The organism is Caulobacter sp. 05T431 (genome assembly GCF_056665975.1).
On sequence record NZ_JBFTKU010000034.1, the window covers coordinates 1 to 15566 of the forward strand.

Below are 15566 nucleotides of genomic sequence, written 5' to 3' on the forward strand. Positions count from 1 at the left end.
GGGACGGCGACTGAGGGCCTGTTTCATCCCGGTCGACGTTCCCCCTCGGGCGGGCAGGATCAGGTCGCCCGGAAGGGGCCGTCGGCGACTCCGACTGATCCTGGAACAGGCCGGTTTGAACCTCCCGGCCCCGTCGACCCTTGCCGTCCGACGTTCGCCCGTCCCGGGCCTTGGAGCCTTCTGAGCCCCGCTTCCCGCAACGATCCGATCGCCAGGCCGGCTCGGCCCCGCTCGGTTCCATCCCCATCGCCTGCTTGGGCCGGTACCAAGAGCCCTCCCCGTGATGGTGACGGATCTATTGTGCGGGAGGTTTGAACCCTGGCGCGTTCGTGACGCTGATTTTTCTACAGGGCGTTGGAAAGGTTGAGGTTCTTGGCGGCGTTCGCGGGGATAGAGGCGGCTCGATCCCCGCGCGGGGACATGCCCTCGCGGCGTGTCCCCATCGGACGCACCGAGCCCCGTCTTGGGGACACGCCGCAAGGGCATGTCCCCGGCCCGCGCTCACCCCACCGTCCGTCATCCTCGGACGTGTTCCGAGGACCCCTGCTTCAGCCGCGAAGAAGGACGATCCGTGGAGCGGCGAGATCGCGGCCTACCCCCAACCGACAACCCCGCCGACAGAGGGGTCCTCGGAACAAGTCCGAGGATGACGGTTCTAAAAATGGAAGAAGGCCCTGCCCCGTCGAAAGCCCGCCCGCAGCGGCGAGGCCTCGCCTTAAATCCTTGGAGGCGAGCCTGCCCTGGCGTCTGGCCGTGTCAAGGACCGCCTCCGGCGGCCGCGTCGCGGCGGCGCGACGCGCCGTCCTTGACACGGCCAGACACCAGGGCTTCGATCCACCAAGGGTTTAAGGTGAGGCCCATCCGGGGCGGATGGGACCTGCACCAGGCAGCCGCTTTTGGCTGTCGAGAAGGTCCGCAGAGGTTCGAAAGCCCCCTATTCCGCCCGCCAGTCGCCCGACTTGCCGCCGGTCTTCTCGACCAGGCGCACGGTCTCGATGACCATGCCCTTCTCGACGGCCTTCAGCATGTCGTAGATCGTCAGGCAGGCCACCGAGACGGCGGTCAGGGCCTCCATCTCCACGCCGGTCTGGCCCGTGGTCTTGACCCGCGCCATCACCGCCATCCCGCCCTCCGCCCGCTCGACCGAGACCTCGACCTTGCTGAGGGCCAGCGGGTGGCACAGCGGGATCAGGTCKGSSGTCTTCTTGGMCGCCATGAYCCCGGCGATCTCGGCCACCGCGCGCACGTCGCCCTTGCGGCCGGTTCCCGACACCGCCAGCTCCAGGGTCGAGGGGTTCATCCGCACGAAGCCCACGGCGATGGCCTCGCGGACCGTGGCGGGCTTGTCGGAGACGTCGACCATGCGGGCGCGGCCCTGGTCGTCGATGTGGGTCAGGCGGGTCACTGTTCCAGCAGTCCTATCGCTCCAGGAGTCGGGGCATCAGTTCGACCATGTTGCAGGGCTTGTGGCGGCTGTCGAGCTGAGCCGAGATGACCTTGTCCCAGCCGTCCTTCACCGCCCCGTTGCTGCCCGGCAGGCAGAACACGAAGACCCCGTCGATCAGGCCGGCCGTGGCGCGGCTCTGCAGGGTGGACAGGCCCACCGAGGCGTAGCTGACCAGGTGGAACACCACCGAGAAGCCGTCGATCTTCTTGTCGAACAGCGGCTCCAGGGCCTCGACCGTGACGTCGCGGCCGGTCAGGCCGGTGCCGCCGGTGGAGACGACGGCGTCGACCTGGCCGCTGGCGATCCAGTCGCGCACCGTCTTGCGGATCTTGTCGATGTCGTCGCGGACCACCGCCCGGCCGGCGACGTCATGGCCGGCGTCCTTCACGCGGTCGATCAGCAGCTGGCCCGAGGTGTCGTTGGACTCGTCGCGGGTGTCGGACACAGTCAGGATCGCCACCCGCACCGGCTTGAACGGAAGCTCGGGCTTGATCCCGCCGCCCGGGGTGAGGCCTGCCGACATCGATTGCTCTCCTAGTCCCAGCGTTCCGCGTCGGTCCTATCCTGAGCCGTCGGCTCGATCCAGCGGTCGCCGTCCGGGCCGTGCTCCTTCTTCCAGAAGGGCGCGCGGCTCTTCAGCCAGTCCATCAGGAAGTCGCAGGCCTCGAAGGCCGCGCGGCGGTGGCCCGCGGCCGTGGCCACGAAGACGATCGCCTCGCCCGGCGCGACGGCGCCGATGCGGTGGACGATGCGGTAGTCGTGCAGGCCGAACCGGGCCTTGGCCTCCTCGGCGAACCGGGCGATCGCCGCGTCGGTGAAGCCGGGATAGGCCTCCAGCTCCAGGGCCGTGGCCTGGCCTTGCTCGGCCCGCGCCAGGCCGACGAAGCTGGCCACCGCCCCGGTCTCGGCGCGGCCGGCGCAGAACGTGGTCAGCAGGGCGCCCGGCTCGAATGGCTGGGCGGTCAGGCTGATGGACGGGAAGGCGGTCATCCGCCGCTCATCGGCGGCAGGAAGGCCACCTCGGTCGCGGCGGCCAGGGTCGCCTCGCCCCGGACGATGGCCTTGTCGATCGCCACCTGCACGCCAGGACCGCCCAGGGCCTCGGCCAGGCCGGGATCGTCGGCGGCCAGGGCCTGGCGCAGCGACGCCAGCGAGGCGGCCTCGACGGAGCGCTCGCGCCAGCCGGCCTGGTCGGCCAGGCGCCCGAACAGCAGCACCCGGGCCATGGTCTAGCCGCCCGTCGTCGACATGTGGCGCGCCACGGCCGGGCGGGCGGCGTCGATGTGGAAGTCGTGGCCCTGCGGCTTGGCGCCGATCGCCGCGAAGATCGCCCGCTCCAGGTCCGCGTCGCCGGCCCCGCCGCGAACCACCGCCCGCAGGTCGCTGGCGTCGTCGCGGCCCAGGCACGTGTRCAGGGTGCCGGTGCAGGTCAGGCGGACCCGGTTGCAGGCCTCGCAGAAATTGTGGCTGAGCGGGGTGATGAAGCCCAGCCGCCCGCCGGTCTCCTCGACCCGGACGTAACGGGCCGGTCCGCCGGTGGCGTAGGCCAGGTCCGTCAGGGTCCAGAACGACGAGAGGTCGCGGCGCACGTCCTTCAGCGACAGGTACTGGTCGGTGCGGTCCACCTCGACCTCGCCCAGCGGCATGGTCTCGATCAGGGTCATGTCGGCGCCCAGGCCGTGGGCCCACTGGATCAGGGCCGGCAGCTCGGCGGCGTTGTCGTGCTTCAGCGCCACGGCGTTGATCTTGACCCGCAGGCCGGCCGCCAGGGCCGCGTCGATCCCGGCCAGCACCTTGGCCAGGTCGCCGCCCCGCGTGAGCTTGCGGAACAGGTCGGGCTTGAGGGTGTCGAGCGAGACGTTGATGCGCCGCACGCCCAGCCGCGCCAGGTCGGCGGCGTGGCCCGCCAGCTGGGTGCCGTTGGTGGTCAGGGTCAGCTCGTCCAGGGCGCCCGAGCGCAGGTGCCGCGACAGCCGCTCGACCAGGGTCATGATCCCCTTGCGCACCAGCGGCTCGCCGCCGGTCAGCCGCAGCTTGCGCACGCCCAGGCCGACGAAGGCCGAGGCCAGGCGATCCAGCTCCTCCAGCGACAGGACCTCCGCCTTCGGAAGGAAGGTCATGTGCTCGGCCATGCAGTAGGTGCAGCGCAGGTCGCAGCGGTCGGTGACCGAGACGCGCAGATAGGTGACCGCGCGGCCGAAACCGTCGATGAGGCGCGGGGACCGGATGACCGCTTGCGCGGGGATGGCGTCGTAGGGCGTCATGTCGGTCCGTAAGATAGGCGTGGGACGTGATGGCGGAAAGGAAAAGCGCGCGGTGCGACGCCGTGGTCCTGGCGGCGGGGGCCGGGCGCCGCTTCGCCGGGCAGGGCGCCAGGTCTTCGGGGGGGCGCAAGCTGCTGGCCCCGTTCGAGGGCCGGCCGCTGATCGCCGGGGCCTTGGACGCCGCCTTCGCGGCCCCCGCCCGGCGCGTGCTGCTGGTCACCGCCGGCGATCCGGACCTGGCCGCGATCGCAATCGACCACGCCGAGGCGCTGGGCCGCCGGGACGATCTCGACATCGTGGTGGCGATCGACGCGGCCGAGGGCATGGGCGCTTCACTGCGGACGGCCGTCGGCGCCCTGCCGCCGGACGGCGAGGCCGTCTTCGTATTCCTGGGCGACATGCCGCGCACGCCTCCGGGCCTGGCCAGCGCCCTGCTGGACGCCCTGACGCCCGACTTCGACGCGGTCGCCCCGCGCTTCGGAGAGCGGCGCGGACATCCGGTGCTGTTCGGGAGAGCGTGCTTTCCCGCCCTGCGGAGGCTGGGCGGCGACGTCGGCGCCCGCCAGGTGCTGATCGCGATCGGCGAACGCCTGGCGCTGGTGGAGTGCTCCGACCCCGGCGTGCTGTTCGACGTCGATCGTCCGCGGGACCTGGCGTGACGATCCGGGATCAGGCCGTCGGGCGGTCGCGCCAGGCGGCCCAGGTTCCGAACGCGATGCAGGCCAGCACGCCGTAGCTCCACATCGCCATGCTGATCCACAGCGTGCCGAGCGTCACCCGCAGGTCGATCATCACCGCCAGGTGGGACGCGACGATCAGCGCCATGAACGCGGCGGCCACCAGGGTCCAGATCCGCCRTGTGCGCATCGAAATCCAGATGAAGGCGATCAGCGTCAGGACATCGACCGCCAGCATGCCGTAGTCGGCGTTGCGGGAGTCGTGGCGATAGACCAGCAGCGACCCCACCCACGACGCCAGGAACGCCGCCCCGACCCAGCGCGCGGCCCGGTCGCCGCGCCACATCGCCAGCCCGCAGACCAGGATGGCCAGGCAAAGGGAGAGGAAGGTGTGAAGCTGCAAGACGATGGCGCCCGAAACGAGGTTCGAGCGCCACCATGCCTCAGGCTTTAAGTCTAGAGAAGCAACTTAGGCTGGCGCCGTCGGTCAGTGCCGGGTGCGCTTGCCCTCCCAGAGGATGGTCCGCACCTCCTCGATGATGCTCAGGGCGGCGTCGGAATCTCCGGCCTGCTCCAGAGCGACCAGCTGAGGCATCAGCACCGACAGGATGCGACGCTGCACGGGGCCCAGGGTCCGCAGATGTTGACGGAACTCCTGCAGCTCTTCGGACACGGTGTCTTGGTGGGTGATCTGGGCGGTGCTCATTGCGCATCCCGTTTTGCAAGAAGGGTCGGCTTTCGCCGTGAACGAACGATCGGCGCGGCCCTCTAGGCCGCGAGGCCTCCGGCGACGGCGTGCAGCCCGGAGGTGCGCGGCGGATCGCCTTCCTTGTCCATGTCGCCGGACGCCAGGGCGCCGCAGCCGATCTGGGTGCGAACGGTGGCGAGGGCGCTGTGGGTCTCGATGATCGTGCGGCGAGCGGAAACGATGTGGGCCAGGGTCTCGCCCAGGTTGGCGACGGCTTCCTGACCCAGGACGGCCGACAGCTTGGTCTCGAGCCGCAGGCTGGGCAGCAGGCCCATCAGCTCGGCGGTCTCACGCAGGGCGGCGTCGATCGCGGCTTCGGCGCGCATCAGCTTCGCGGCGCCCGCGCGGGCGGCTTCGGTACGTTTCATGGCATGACTCTCCCGGTCGCACGGGTCCCCCCCGCACGTTCAAGTCGATGAAATGTTTATGGGAAGGTCGGCGTCAGTGCGCCGGAGGCGGGCTCCAGCCCTCGCGGAACCGCTGAAGGGCGTAGAGGAATTCGTGGGCCCCCATCGTGACCGTCCCGAGCAGGATCCCGCCCAGGGTGGCGACCGCGAGGATCAGACCCAGCCACTGCAAGGGGGTCAGGTCATCGCGCCAGCTCCTTCCATACGGAGCGGCGTGTCGTCCGCCAGGAAGGCCGTCGCGGCCAGGACCCTCAGGAGAAGCTTGCCAGGGGGATCGCCCGCCGCCTGCGCCTTGCGCAGGGCCGAAACCGTTTCCGCCACCAGCCGGCCCCGCTCCGGCGTGCCCGCCATCAGGGTCAGGCCTTCCTCCAGGGACTGCCAGCTTGCGATGAAGAAGGCCGAGGCCGGGTTCGGAGTGTTGGTCGAAGATTTCGTCATGGCTGCTCTCGCTGTTGAAGCGAGAAAAGACCTCTGACTGGGCCGTGGCTAGCTCGGCCGATTGCTTACGGTAGTCATTACCGGGGTCGGTTTCCCAGGCCACGAAGGCCAGGGCGGCGTCGCGGCGGTTCAGACCGGCCAGCCGGCGCCGTGCGCTGAGCACGTGCATCTCGACCGTCTTGGGCGAAAGCCGCAGCAGGCGGGCGATTTCCTTGGACTGCCGATGCTGGGCGATAAGCCGCAGGATCTCCCGCTCGCGAGGAGTCAGCCGCTCGAAGCCCAGGTTGTCGCCGGAGTCCACCATGCCGCTAAAATGGTTCGCGGCTCGCCTTACGTCCAGCAAGACTTGACTGAACGCGCTTCAACAGGGCGCGTCCTGTCAAAACCGCATCGAATTTCGCTAAGTCGCGCGGCCTCGATCGCCGGTCGCGCGACGCTCAGGCCTGGGCGCGGACGAAAGGCAGGCGTCCGGTCGGGGTCTTGGACAGCGCCAGCAGGGCGTTGGCCACCGCGGGGGCGATGACCGGCGTGCCCGGCTCGCCCACCCCGCTGGGCGGGTTGCCCGACGGCACGACATAGGTCTCGACCGTCGGCGCCTCATGGATCCGCAGCACCCGATAGGTGTCGAAATTGCTCTGGTCGACGCGGCCGTCCGTCAGGGTGACCTCGCCGTAGAGCGCCGCCGACAGGCCGTAGCAGGTGCCGCCTTCCACCTGGGCCGCCACCTGGTCCGGCGCGACCGCCACGCCGCAGTCGATGGCCGTGACCACCCGGCCGACGCGCGGCTCGCCGTCCACCAGCTTGACCTCGGCCACCTGGGCGACCACCGAGCCGAAGCTCTCGTGCACCGCCACGCCGCGCGTGAAGCCGGCGGTCGGGGTCGGGCCGGCCTTCTCGACCGCCAGGTTCAGCGCCGCCAGGTGCCGCGCGCCGTGCTCGCCGGCCTTGGCGTAGAGGGCGCGCCGGTACTCGACCGGGTCCTTGCCGGCCTTCAGCGCCAGCTGGTCGATCGTGTGCTCCATGACGAAGGCGGTGTGGGTGGCCCCCACCGACCGCCACCACAGCACCGGCACGCCGCCCTCGGGCGTGGCCAACTGGGCGTCGACGATCGGCGTCGCCTTCAGATAGGGCGAGCCCGCCGTCCCCTCGATCGCGGTCTGGTCGGGACCCTTCGCCTTCATCGGTGAGTCCTTCATGATCGACTGGGTGACGATCCGGTGGCGCCAGCTGGCCGGATAGCCGTCCTTGTCCACCCTGACCCGCACGGCGTGGTGCACCAGCGGCCGGAAGAAGCCGGCCCGCATGTCGTCCTCGCGGGTCCAGACCAGCTTCACGGGTCGACCGTGGCCGACCTTCTGGGCGATGGTCACGCATTCGGCCACGTAGTCGGACGGGAAGTTGGCGCGCCGGCCGAACGAGCCGCCGGCGTACAGGGTCTCGATCTCGACCGAGCCCGGCAGCGTCTTGACGATCTTGGCCGCGTTCATCTGGTCCAGGGTCTGGGCCTGCGAGCCGTGGATCAGCTTGACCTGGTTGCCGTCGACGATGGCCACGCAGTTCATCGGCTCCATGGTGGCGTGGGCCAGGTAGGGGAAGTCATAGGTGGTCTCGAAGACCTCGCTCCCCTTGCCGCCCGAGGCGACGGACGCGTCGCCCTTGGAGTCGAAGGCCTCCCACTTCAGGTCGGCGGGACCCTTGCCGGCGGCGATGTCGCGCCACTGCTGGGCGATCGTCGCCGAGCTCCGGGTCTCGACCTTGCCCTCGTCCCACTCGACCTTCAGCGCCTCGCGGCCCATGCGGGCGGCGTAGGTGTTGTCGGCGACCACCGCCACCCCGGTCGGGATCTCATAGACGTCGACCACCCCGGCCACCTTCTTGGCCGCGTCGGCGTCGAAGCTCTTCACCTTGCCACCGAAGCGGGGCGCGTGGGCGACCATGGCCACCAGCATGTCCGGCAGCTGGACGTCCTGGGTGTAGCGGGCCGTGCCGTTGCTCTTGATCAGGCTGTCCTTGCGCCGCACGCGGTCGGTGCCGATCAGGGTGAAGGTCTTGGGGTCCTTCAGGGTCGGGTTCTCGGGCGGAGCCACCTTGGCGGCGTCGGCGATCAGCTCGCCGAAGCCCGCGCTCTTGCCGCCGCCGCTGACCACGCCGTCCTTGACGGTGATCTGGTCGGCGGGGACGCTCCATTTCGTCGCCGCCGCCTGCACGAACATCGCCCGCGCGCCGGCTCCGGCCTTGCGCAGCTGCTCCCAGGAATTGGAGATCGCCGACGAGCCGCCGGTCAGCTGGATGCCCATGCCGCCGTTGGCGTAGAGCTTGGCGTTGGCGGGCGCGTGCAGCACCTTCACCCGGCTCCAGTCGGCGTCCAGCTCCTCGGCGACGATGGCCCCCAGGCCCGCATGGTTGCCCTGGCCAAACTCGATGTGCTTGGACAGCACCGTCACCGCGCCGTCCGGATCGAACCGGATGAACGGCCCGAAGGCCCCGACATCGACCTTGGAGCCGGCGCTCATCAGGTCGGCGGGCGAGCACCCGACCAGCAGGGCCCCGCCCGCCAGGGTCGCGCCGACCACCACGTCGCGACGGCTGACGCCCTCCTGGCGCCCCAGCTTCTGGAACGGCCCGTTCATTGGCCCAGCCCCCGGCCGGTCGAGCCCGAGGCGGCGGCGATCTCGTCGTCGACGTCGTTGGAGGCCACGGGCTTGGCGGCGGCCGGCGCGGCGACCACGGGCGCGGCGGTCAGGCCGGCGGCGTCCTTGATGGCGGCGCGGATGCGCTGATAGGTGCCGCAGCGACAGATGTTGCCGCTCATGGCGTTGTCGATGTCCTCGTCGCTGGGCGACTTGGTCTGGGCCAGCAGGGYGGCGGCCGACATGATCTGGCCCGACTGGCAGTAGCCGCACTGGGGCACGTCGTGCCTGACCCAGGCCTGCTGCACCGGATGGGTCCCGCCCAGGCTCTCGATGGTGGCGATCTTGGCCCCCTCCAGGGCGGCGATCGGCGTCACGCAGGACCGCACCGGGTCGCCGTTGACGTGGACCGTGCAGGCCCCGCACTGGGCCATGCCGCAGCCGAACTTGGTGCCCGTCAGGCCCAGTTCGTCGCGCAGCACCCACAGCAGGGGCGTCTCGGGGGCGGCCTTCACGGCGACCGACTTGCCGTTGATGTCCAACGTCGAGGTCATGCTTTCGCCTCCCAAGCGAAAAACGGGGTCCGACGGCCCGGTTCGACGGAATCTAACACTGCTAAGACCCAAACCCGCCAGTGAAATCTTGGTTCAGGCAGGCTAGCCTGACCGGGACGTTCGCTTGTTTTCCGTCAGGACCCGCCCCTTGGATTCCTTCCCCGCCTACTTCCCCCTGGCCGGCCGCAAGGTCGTGATCGCCGGCAGCGGCGAGGCCGCCGACAACAAGGCGCGGCTGTTCGACGGCTCGCCGGCCACGCTGGTGCGGGTCGATGGTCACGCCGCGTTCCTGCCGGGGACCTACGCCGGGGCGGTGCTGGCCTTCGTGGCGGGCGACGACGAGGTGTTCCTGCAGAGCGCGGCCAGCGCGGCCCGGGCGGCGCGGGTGCTGGTCAATGTGGTCGACCGGCCGACGATGAGCGATTTCAACACCCCGGCGGTGATCGACCGCGGCGAGGTGGTGGCCGCCGTCGGCACCGGCGGCGCCTCGCCGACCCTGGCCACCAAGCTGCGCAACGACATCGAGGCCCAGGTGCCCGAGGGCTCGGGCCGGGTGGCCGCCCTGCTGCGCAAGTTCCAGGACGAGGTGCGCGGCGCCTTGCCCGCCATGCACGAGCGCCGCGCCTTCCTGCGCGACGCCGTGGCCGGCGAGGCCGCCCAGGCGGCCATGGCCGGCGACATGGACAAGGCCGGCCAGCTGTTCCGCCAGGCCCTGGCCAAGGGCGTGGGCCGCGAGGGCAAGGTGCGGTTCATCGCCGGCAAGGGGCCTTCGGACCTTTTGACGCTGCGCGCCCTGCGGGCCCTGGGCGCCGCCGACGTGCTGATCGCCGACGAGGCCGCCGATCCCGACATCGTCGGCATGGCCCGCCGCGACGTCCACAGGCTGGAGCCGGGCGCGGTCGACGCCGGGACGCTGGTCGCGATGGCCCAGGAGGGCAAGCAGATCGTCCGGCTGATCGTGGCCCCGGTCGACCCCGCCCTGGTCCAGGCCCTGGGCGCGGCGTCGGTGGCGGTCGAGGTGATCTAGTCTGTTCCGCTCGTCCCGGCGAATGCCGGGATGAGCGGGTTTTGAAGGTTCAGTCCAGCGACCGGTCCTTGGTCTCTGGCAGCAGGAACAGGGTCGTCAGCACGCTGATCAGGGTGAAGAACACCGGGTACCAGAGCCCGGCGTAGATGTTGCCCACCGCCGCCACGATGGCGAAGGCGCTGAACGGCACGAAGCCGCCGATCCAGCCGGTGCCGATGTGGTAGGGCAGCGACAGGGCGGTGTAGCGCACCCGGGTCGGGAACAGCTCGACCAGGGCCGCGGCCAGCGGTCCGTAGAGGGCGGTGGCGCCGATCACGAAGACCAGCAGCACGCCGAACACGCCCCACCAATTCAGCCGCGTCGGATCGGCCTTGGCCGGATAGCCGGCCTTGGCCAGGGCCGCCTTGATCGCGGCCTCGCCGGCGGTCTTCACCGCCTTGGCCTCCTTGGCGGGCAGGCCCTTGGCGCTCTTCGACACGATCTTCGTCTCGCCGATCTGGACCACCGCCGCCGAGCCGGTGGGACCGGCGTGGTTGGCGTAGGAGACCCCGGCGTTGGCCAGGGCGCTCTTGGCGATGTCGCAGGACGAGACGAAGGCGGCCTTGCCGATCGGGTCGAACTGCAGGGCGCAGTCCTTGGGATCAGCCGTCACCGTGACCGGGGCGCGGGCCGAGGCCTCGGCCAGGGCCGGGTTGGCGGCGCGTTCCAGCAGGTGGAAGCCGGGGAAATAGAACGCCAGCGCCAGGACCATGCCGCCCAGCATCACCGGCTTGCGCCCGATCCTGTCCGACAGGGCCCCGAACACCACGTAGAGCACCGCGCTGACCGCGGCGGCGGCCATCATCAGGCCATTGATCGTGCCCGGCGCGATCTTGAGGAACTTCTCCATGAAGGTCTGGATGTAGAAGAAGGTCGTGTACCAGACCGCGCCCTGGGCCGACATGACGGCGAAGAAGGCCAGCAGGACCAGCTTCAGGTTCTTCCACTGGCCGAAGGCCTCGGCGTAGGGCGCCTTGGACGCCGCGCCCTCTTCCTTCATCCGGGCGAAGGTCGGGCTTTCGCTGAGCTTCAGCCGCATCCAGACCGACACCGCCAGCAGGCCGATCGAGACGGCGAAGGGGATGCGCCAGCCCCAGGCGTCGAAGGCGGCCGGCCCGGCGACGCCGCCCAGCAGCCAGCGGGTGGCCAGGATGACCAGCAGCGCCGCGAACAGGCCCAGGGACGCCGAACTCTGCACCCAGGCGGTCGAGCGCCCGCGCTGGTCCGGCGGCGAGTGCTCGGCCACATAGATCGCCGCCCCGCCGTATTCGCCGCCCAGGGCGAAGCCCTGCACGCAGCGCAGGACGATCAGCAGGATCGGCGAGATGATCCCCGCCTGCTGGTAAGTGGGCAGCAGGGCGATGGCGAAGGTCGCCCCGCCCATCAGCAGCACCGTGGCCAGGAATGCGCCCTTGCGGCCGGCCTGGTCGCCGATCTTGCCGAACACCAGCGCGCCCAGCGGCCGGAACGCGAAGCCCACCCCGAACAGGGCCAGGGCCGCCACGTAGCCTGCCGTCTCCGACAGGCCCGTGAAGAAGGTCTTGGAGATCACCTGGGCCAGGCTGCCGAAGATGAAGAAGTCGTACCACTCGAAGGCGGTGCCCGCGGACGACGCCGCCACCACCGTCCGCATGGACGCGCGGTCCTCAGCCTGATCGTGGGCCGTCATGCCTTGGTTTCCCCCTTGGTTGGGAGAAGGCTTAGCGTGGTTTCGGCCCGGCTGGGAAGGCCTTCCCCTAGGCCACCGCGGTCGCCGAGTCCGCCGCCTCGCCGCCGGCCAGGCGGACGATCTCGGTGATCAGGGCGGCGGGCGAGATCGGCTTGGCCGCGACGCCGTCCATACCGGCGGCCAGGTAGGCGGTTCGCTGGTGCGACAGGACGTTGGCGGTCAGGGCGATGATCGGGGTGCGGGCGGCGGGGCCCGGCAGGTTGCGGATGCGGCGGGCGGCCTCCAGACCGTCGATGCCGGGCATCTGCACGTCCATCAGGATCAGGTCGAAGCCCCGCGCGGCGGTGGTCACCCCGTCCAGCCCGTCCTCGGCCGTCTCGACGACGGCGCCCAGCTGCTCGAGGATGCGGCGGGCGACCAGGCGGTTGGTGGCGTTGTCCTCGACCACCAGGATCTTCAGCCCCTGCAGCAGGCCGTCGGCCATCTCGGCCTCCGCAGCGCGGGCCTGGGCCGGCGGGGCGGCGATGGTCAGCAGGAAGGTCGAGCCGACGCCCTCGTGCGAGGTGAACACGACCTCGCCGCCCATCATCTGGGCCAGGCGACGGGTGATGGCCAGGCCCAGGCCCGAGCCGCCGAACCGGCGGGTGGTGCTGGCGTCGGCCTGCTGGAAGCGCTCGAACAGCCGCGCCTGGGCCTCGGCGGCGATGCCGACCCCGGTGTCGATCACCTCGAAGGCGACGCGGGGCCCAATTTCGCTTCCTGGTCCCTCCTGCCGGCGGACCTTCAGGGTCACCGAACCGCTCAGCGTGAACTTCACGGCGTTGCCGACCAGGTTGAACAGCGCCTGGCGCAGTCGGCTGGGGTCGGTGAGGATCAGCCCCAGGTCCGGGGCGTCGACCTTCAGCTCCAGCCCCTTGTGCTCGGCCTGGCCGCGCAGCAGCCGCGCCACGCTGGTCGCCAGCTCGCTGGGATCGACCGGCTCCTGGGTGACATCCAGCCGCCCGGCTTCGATCCGCGAGAAGTCGATCACGTCGTCCAGCAGGGTCGACAGCATGCGGCCGCAGGCCAGGGCCTCGCCCAGCAGGTTGTCGGCCTCGCCCGGCAGCTTCTCGCGCTTGAGCAGGTGCATGACCCCCAGCACCCCGTTCATCGGCGTGCGGATCTCGTGGGACATGTTGGCCAGGAACTGGGCCTTGGCCTCGTTGGCGGACTGGGCGGCGCGCTCGGCCTCGACCAGGGCCAGCTCGGCCCGCTTCTTCTCGTCGATGTCGAGGATCAGGCCGAAGGCCTTGCGGATGCGGCCGGCGGCGTCGCTGCGCACCTCGTGGAAGATGCGGATCCACTTGCCGTCGCCGTCGGGCGTCATCACCCGCACGTCGAACGAGCGGCCTCGGGAGTCCAGATGGCCTTCGCGTCCCCGCCAGCTGTCGGCGGCGTCGTAGACCGCCGTGACGTCGTCGGGATGGATCATCGGCCAGACGGCGCTGCGCACGTCGTCATAGGTGACCCGGCGGCCCAGGATGCGATGGAATTCCGGCGAGCCCCAGAAAGTCTTGCCCGCGTGGTCGATCTCGTAGACGCCGGCGTGGGCCGCGCCCAGGGCCACGCGCAGCCGCCGGGCGTTGGCGCGCGCCTCGCGGCGGGCCTCCGACAGGGCCGTGACGTCGTCCATGTAGGTGATGACGCCGACGATCTGGCCCTGGGCGTCGAACCAGGGACGAGCCTCCCAGCGCAGGGTGTGGCTACGGCCTTGGCCGTCGTGCAGCTGGTCCTCGCGGCGCACCACCGTCTCGCCGGCCAGGGCCCGCTCGACGGCCCGGACGAAGCGCTTGCGCCCGCCCGAGGTCAGCTCGTGCAGGCTGCGGCCGATGACCTGGGCCTCGGTGGCCTGGAAGATCTCCAGGAAGCGAGGGCTGACCACCTGCAGGCGCAGGTCGCGGTCGTAGAGCGCCACCGCGAACGGGGCCTCCTCCACCAGCCGGCGGGCCTGGCGCTCGCCCCAGACGGCCGCGTCGCGGGTGCGGGCCACGTCGGTGACGTTCTGGGAGATGCCCTTCAGGGCGAACAGGCCGTCGGCCCGCGGCTCGGTGCGGAAGGTGGCGCGGTAGGTGAACCACTGGTCCCCCGCCCCGCGCAGCCGATGCTCGATGGTGCCGCCTTCGCCGGTGCGCACCGCCTGGTCGAAGGCCGCGCGCAGGTTCTCCTGCTCGGCGGGGTCCAGGCGGTCGAAGAACTGGTCGGGCTGGGCCACGTCCTCGGGTTCGAGCCCGGTGGCGTTGAAGATGTCGCGCGACCACTCGATGTGCTGGCCGTGCGGCTCGTAGCTCCACACCCCGATGCCGGCCGACGAGGCCAGAAGTTCGCGGGTCTGGCGGGCGGCGGCGATCTCGGCCCGGCGGGCCATGTCGGCGGTGACGTCGCGCAGGGCGCCGATCATCTCGCCGTTGGGCCCCAGGCGCGAGCGCCCCTCCAGCCACACCCAGCCGCCGTTCTTGCAGGTCACCTTGAGGCGGTTGACGGCCTCGCCCGAGGCGCGGATCAGGCCGGCGGTCTCGATGAAGTCCTGGCGCGAGTCCGGATGGACAAAGCTGGAGGCCGGCCGGCCGATCAGCTCCTGGCGGGTCCAGCCCGTCACCCGCGTCCAGGCCGGATTGACCGTGGCGAACCGTCCCCTCGACACCACGGCGAACAGGTCGTGCGAATGGTCGAAGAACCATTGCGCGCTTTCCGCGTCGCTCAACCGTGGGGATTTGGGGGGCGAGGTCATCGCGGCTCCAAGGGGACGGAGCGCGGATGGTGAAGCTCAAGGGTAAACTTATGGTTGGCGTCGGCGATCATTGTTCGCCGATCGCGCGTCAGACTTCGGCCCACATCCGCAGGAGGTTGTGGTAGGTCCCGGTCAGGGACAGCACCGACGGRTCGTCGGTCCCCACCGCCATCGACAGGCGCTGGATCGAGACGTCCATGTCCAGCAGCAGGGCGCGCCTGGCGTCATCGCGCACCAGGCTCTGGATCCAGAAGAAGCTGGCCGTGCGCACGCCGCGCGTCACCTGGGTGACGTGGTGCAGGCTGGAAGCCGGATAGAGGATCGCCGCCCCCGCCGCCAGCTTGACCACGTGGCTGCCATAGGCGTCCTCGACCACCAGCTCGCCGCCGTCATAGTCCTCGGGATCGCTCAGGAAGACGGTGATCGACAGGTCGGTGCGCAGGGTCTGGCCGGTGACCGGGTCGCGGCGGATCGCATTGTCGATGTGGTCGCCGAAGCCCATGCCCGCGCCGTAGCGGTTGAACAGCGGCGTCAGGATGGTGCGCGGCAGGGCGGCCGAGACGAACAGGGGATTGGCCTGCAGGGCCTGGACGATGATCGCCCCGACCTCGCGGGCGGCCACCCCGTCCTGCGGCAGCTGCTGGTTGTTCTTGGCCATCGCCGCCTGGAAGCCCGAGGTGGCGTTGCCGTCGATCCAGTCGGCGGCGTCGAGCACGGCCCGGCAGTGGGCGACCTGGTCGGGCGTCAGGACGTCGGGGATCTGGATCATCATGACCCGACTCCTAGAGCGCGACAGCCAAAAGTGGAAGCCGGTTTTGGCGCCCGTCGCGCTCTAAACCTTTGAAAATCCGCCATTTATCCGAAGGATAAATGGTGGGCAGGGATATGGCCTCGCCCGG

16 protein-coding genes are annotated in these 15566 nt (G+C 70.5%); 2 read left to right on the forward strand and 14 right to left on the reverse strand.

Translation table 11 applies throughout. The features are described from left to right. Positions 1–934: 934 nt before the first annotated feature. The 5 genes from moaC to moaA are packed head-to-tail and all read right to left on the reverse strand — an operon-like array spanning position 935 to position 3711. Positions 935–1405, reverse strand: coding sequence for a cyclic pyranopterin monophosphate synthase MoaC (gene moaC, locus AC1U89_RS23145; protein WP_479901977.1), 471 nt, complete (start codon positions 1403–1405; stop codon positions 935–937). Between the two features lie 13 nt (positions 1406–1418). Beyond that, on the reverse strand, positions 1419–1970 hold the full coding sequence (moaB, locus tag AC1U89_RS23150) for a molybdenum cofactor biosynthesis protein B (protein WP_479901978.1): 552 nt from the start codon (positions 1968–1970) through the stop codon (positions 1419–1421). 11 nt (positions 1971–1981) lie between these two features. Next, entirely contained in the window at positions 1982–2437 is a 456-nt protein-coding gene (locus AC1U89_RS23155; protein WP_479901979.1) for a molybdenum cofactor biosynthesis protein MoaE, read from the reverse strand. Next, positions 2434–2673, reverse strand: a complete 240-nt coding sequence (locus tag AC1U89_RS23160) for a MoaD/ThiS family protein (RefSeq protein WP_479901980.1) — start codon at positions 2671–2673, stop codon at positions 2434–2436. The genes AC1U89_RS23155 and AC1U89_RS23160 overlap by 4 nt, the downstream gene beginning before the upstream one ends. A gap of 3 nt (positions 2674–2676) precedes the next feature. Continuing rightward, the gene (gene moaA, locus AC1U89_RS23165) at positions 2677–3711 is read right to left on the reverse strand and encodes a GTP 3',8-cyclase MoaA (protein ID WP_479901981.1); all 1035 of its coding nucleotides are present in this window, start codon (positions 3709–3711) and stop codon (positions 2677–2679) included. Positions 3712–3740: 29 nt separating this feature from the next. Here moaA and AC1U89_RS23170 point away from each other — a divergent pair, with 29 nt between their 5' ends. Next, positions 3741–4370, forward strand: coding sequence for a nucleotidyltransferase family protein (locus AC1U89_RS23170; protein WP_479901982.1), 630 nt, complete (start codon positions 3741–3743; stop codon positions 4368–4370). Positions 4371–4380: 10 nt separating this feature from the next. On the opposite strand, the gene AC1U89_RS23175 is transcribed toward AC1U89_RS23170, so the two are convergent. From AC1U89_RS23175 to AC1U89_RS23200, 6 genes are all read right to left on the reverse strand, one after another. After that, the gene (locus AC1U89_RS23175; protein ID WP_479901983.1) at positions 4381–4791 is read right to left on the reverse strand and encodes a hypothetical protein; all 411 of its coding nucleotides are present in this window, start codon (positions 4789–4791) and stop codon (positions 4381–4383) included. A gap of 84 nt (positions 4792–4875) precedes the next feature. Then, a complete protein-coding gene (locus AC1U89_RS23180; RefSeq protein WP_479901984.1) occupies positions 4876–5094 on the reverse strand; it encodes a hypothetical protein in 219 nt (72 codons plus the stop codon). Between the two features lie 62 nt (positions 5095–5156). Further along, positions 5157–5504, reverse strand: a complete 348-nt coding sequence (locus tag AC1U89_RS23185) for a hypothetical protein (RefSeq protein WP_479901985.1) — start codon at positions 5502–5504, stop codon at positions 5157–5159. Between the two features lie 73 nt (positions 5505–5577). Next, the gene (locus AC1U89_RS23190; RefSeq protein WP_479901986.1) at positions 5578–6285 is read right to left on the reverse strand and encodes a helix-turn-helix domain-containing protein; all 708 of its coding nucleotides are present in this window, start codon (positions 6283–6285) and stop codon (positions 5578–5580) included. Positions 6286–6418: 133 nt separating this feature from the next. Next, complete coding sequence (locus tag AC1U89_RS23195; protein ID WP_479901987.1) at positions 6419–8611, reverse strand: xanthine dehydrogenase family protein molybdopterin-binding subunit; 2193 nt, start codon at positions 8609–8611, stop codon at positions 6419–6421. Then, positions 8608–9165, reverse strand: coding sequence for a (2Fe-2S)-binding protein (locus tag AC1U89_RS23200; protein ID WP_479901988.1), 558 nt, complete (start codon positions 9163–9165; stop codon positions 8608–8610). Before AC1U89_RS23200 ends, AC1U89_RS23195 begins: the two co-directional genes overlap by 4 nt. A gap of 148 nt (positions 9166–9313) precedes the next feature. Here AC1U89_RS23200 and AC1U89_RS23205 point away from each other — a divergent pair, with 148 nt between their 5' ends. Next, positions 9314–10192, forward strand: coding sequence for a precorrin-2 dehydrogenase/sirohydrochlorin ferrochelatase family protein (locus AC1U89_RS23205; RefSeq protein WP_479901989.1), 879 nt, complete (start codon positions 9314–9316; stop codon positions 10190–10192). Between the two features lie 49 nt (positions 10193–10241). Here the strand turns inward: AC1U89_RS23205 and AC1U89_RS23210 are convergent, their stop codons facing one another. The 3 genes from AC1U89_RS23210 to AC1U89_RS23220 all read right to left on the reverse strand — a co-directional run bounded on the left by AC1U89_RS23210 (position 10242) and on the right by AC1U89_RS23220 (position 15439). Continuing rightward, a complete protein-coding gene (locus tag AC1U89_RS23210) occupies positions 10242–11900 on the reverse strand; it encodes an MFS transporter (RefSeq protein ID WP_479901990.1) in 1659 nt (552 codons plus the stop codon). 67 nt (positions 11901–11967) lie between these two features. Further along, complete coding sequence (locus tag AC1U89_RS23215) at positions 11968–14667, reverse strand: PAS domain S-box protein (RefSeq protein ID WP_479901991.1); 2700 nt, start codon at positions 14665–14667, stop codon at positions 11968–11970. Between the two features lie 88 nt (positions 14668–14755). Beyond that, complete coding sequence (locus AC1U89_RS23220) at positions 14756–15439, reverse strand: Fe2+-dependent dioxygenase (protein ID WP_479901992.1); 684 nt, start codon at positions 15437–15439, stop codon at positions 14756–14758. Positions 15440–15566 lie beyond the last annotated feature (127 nt).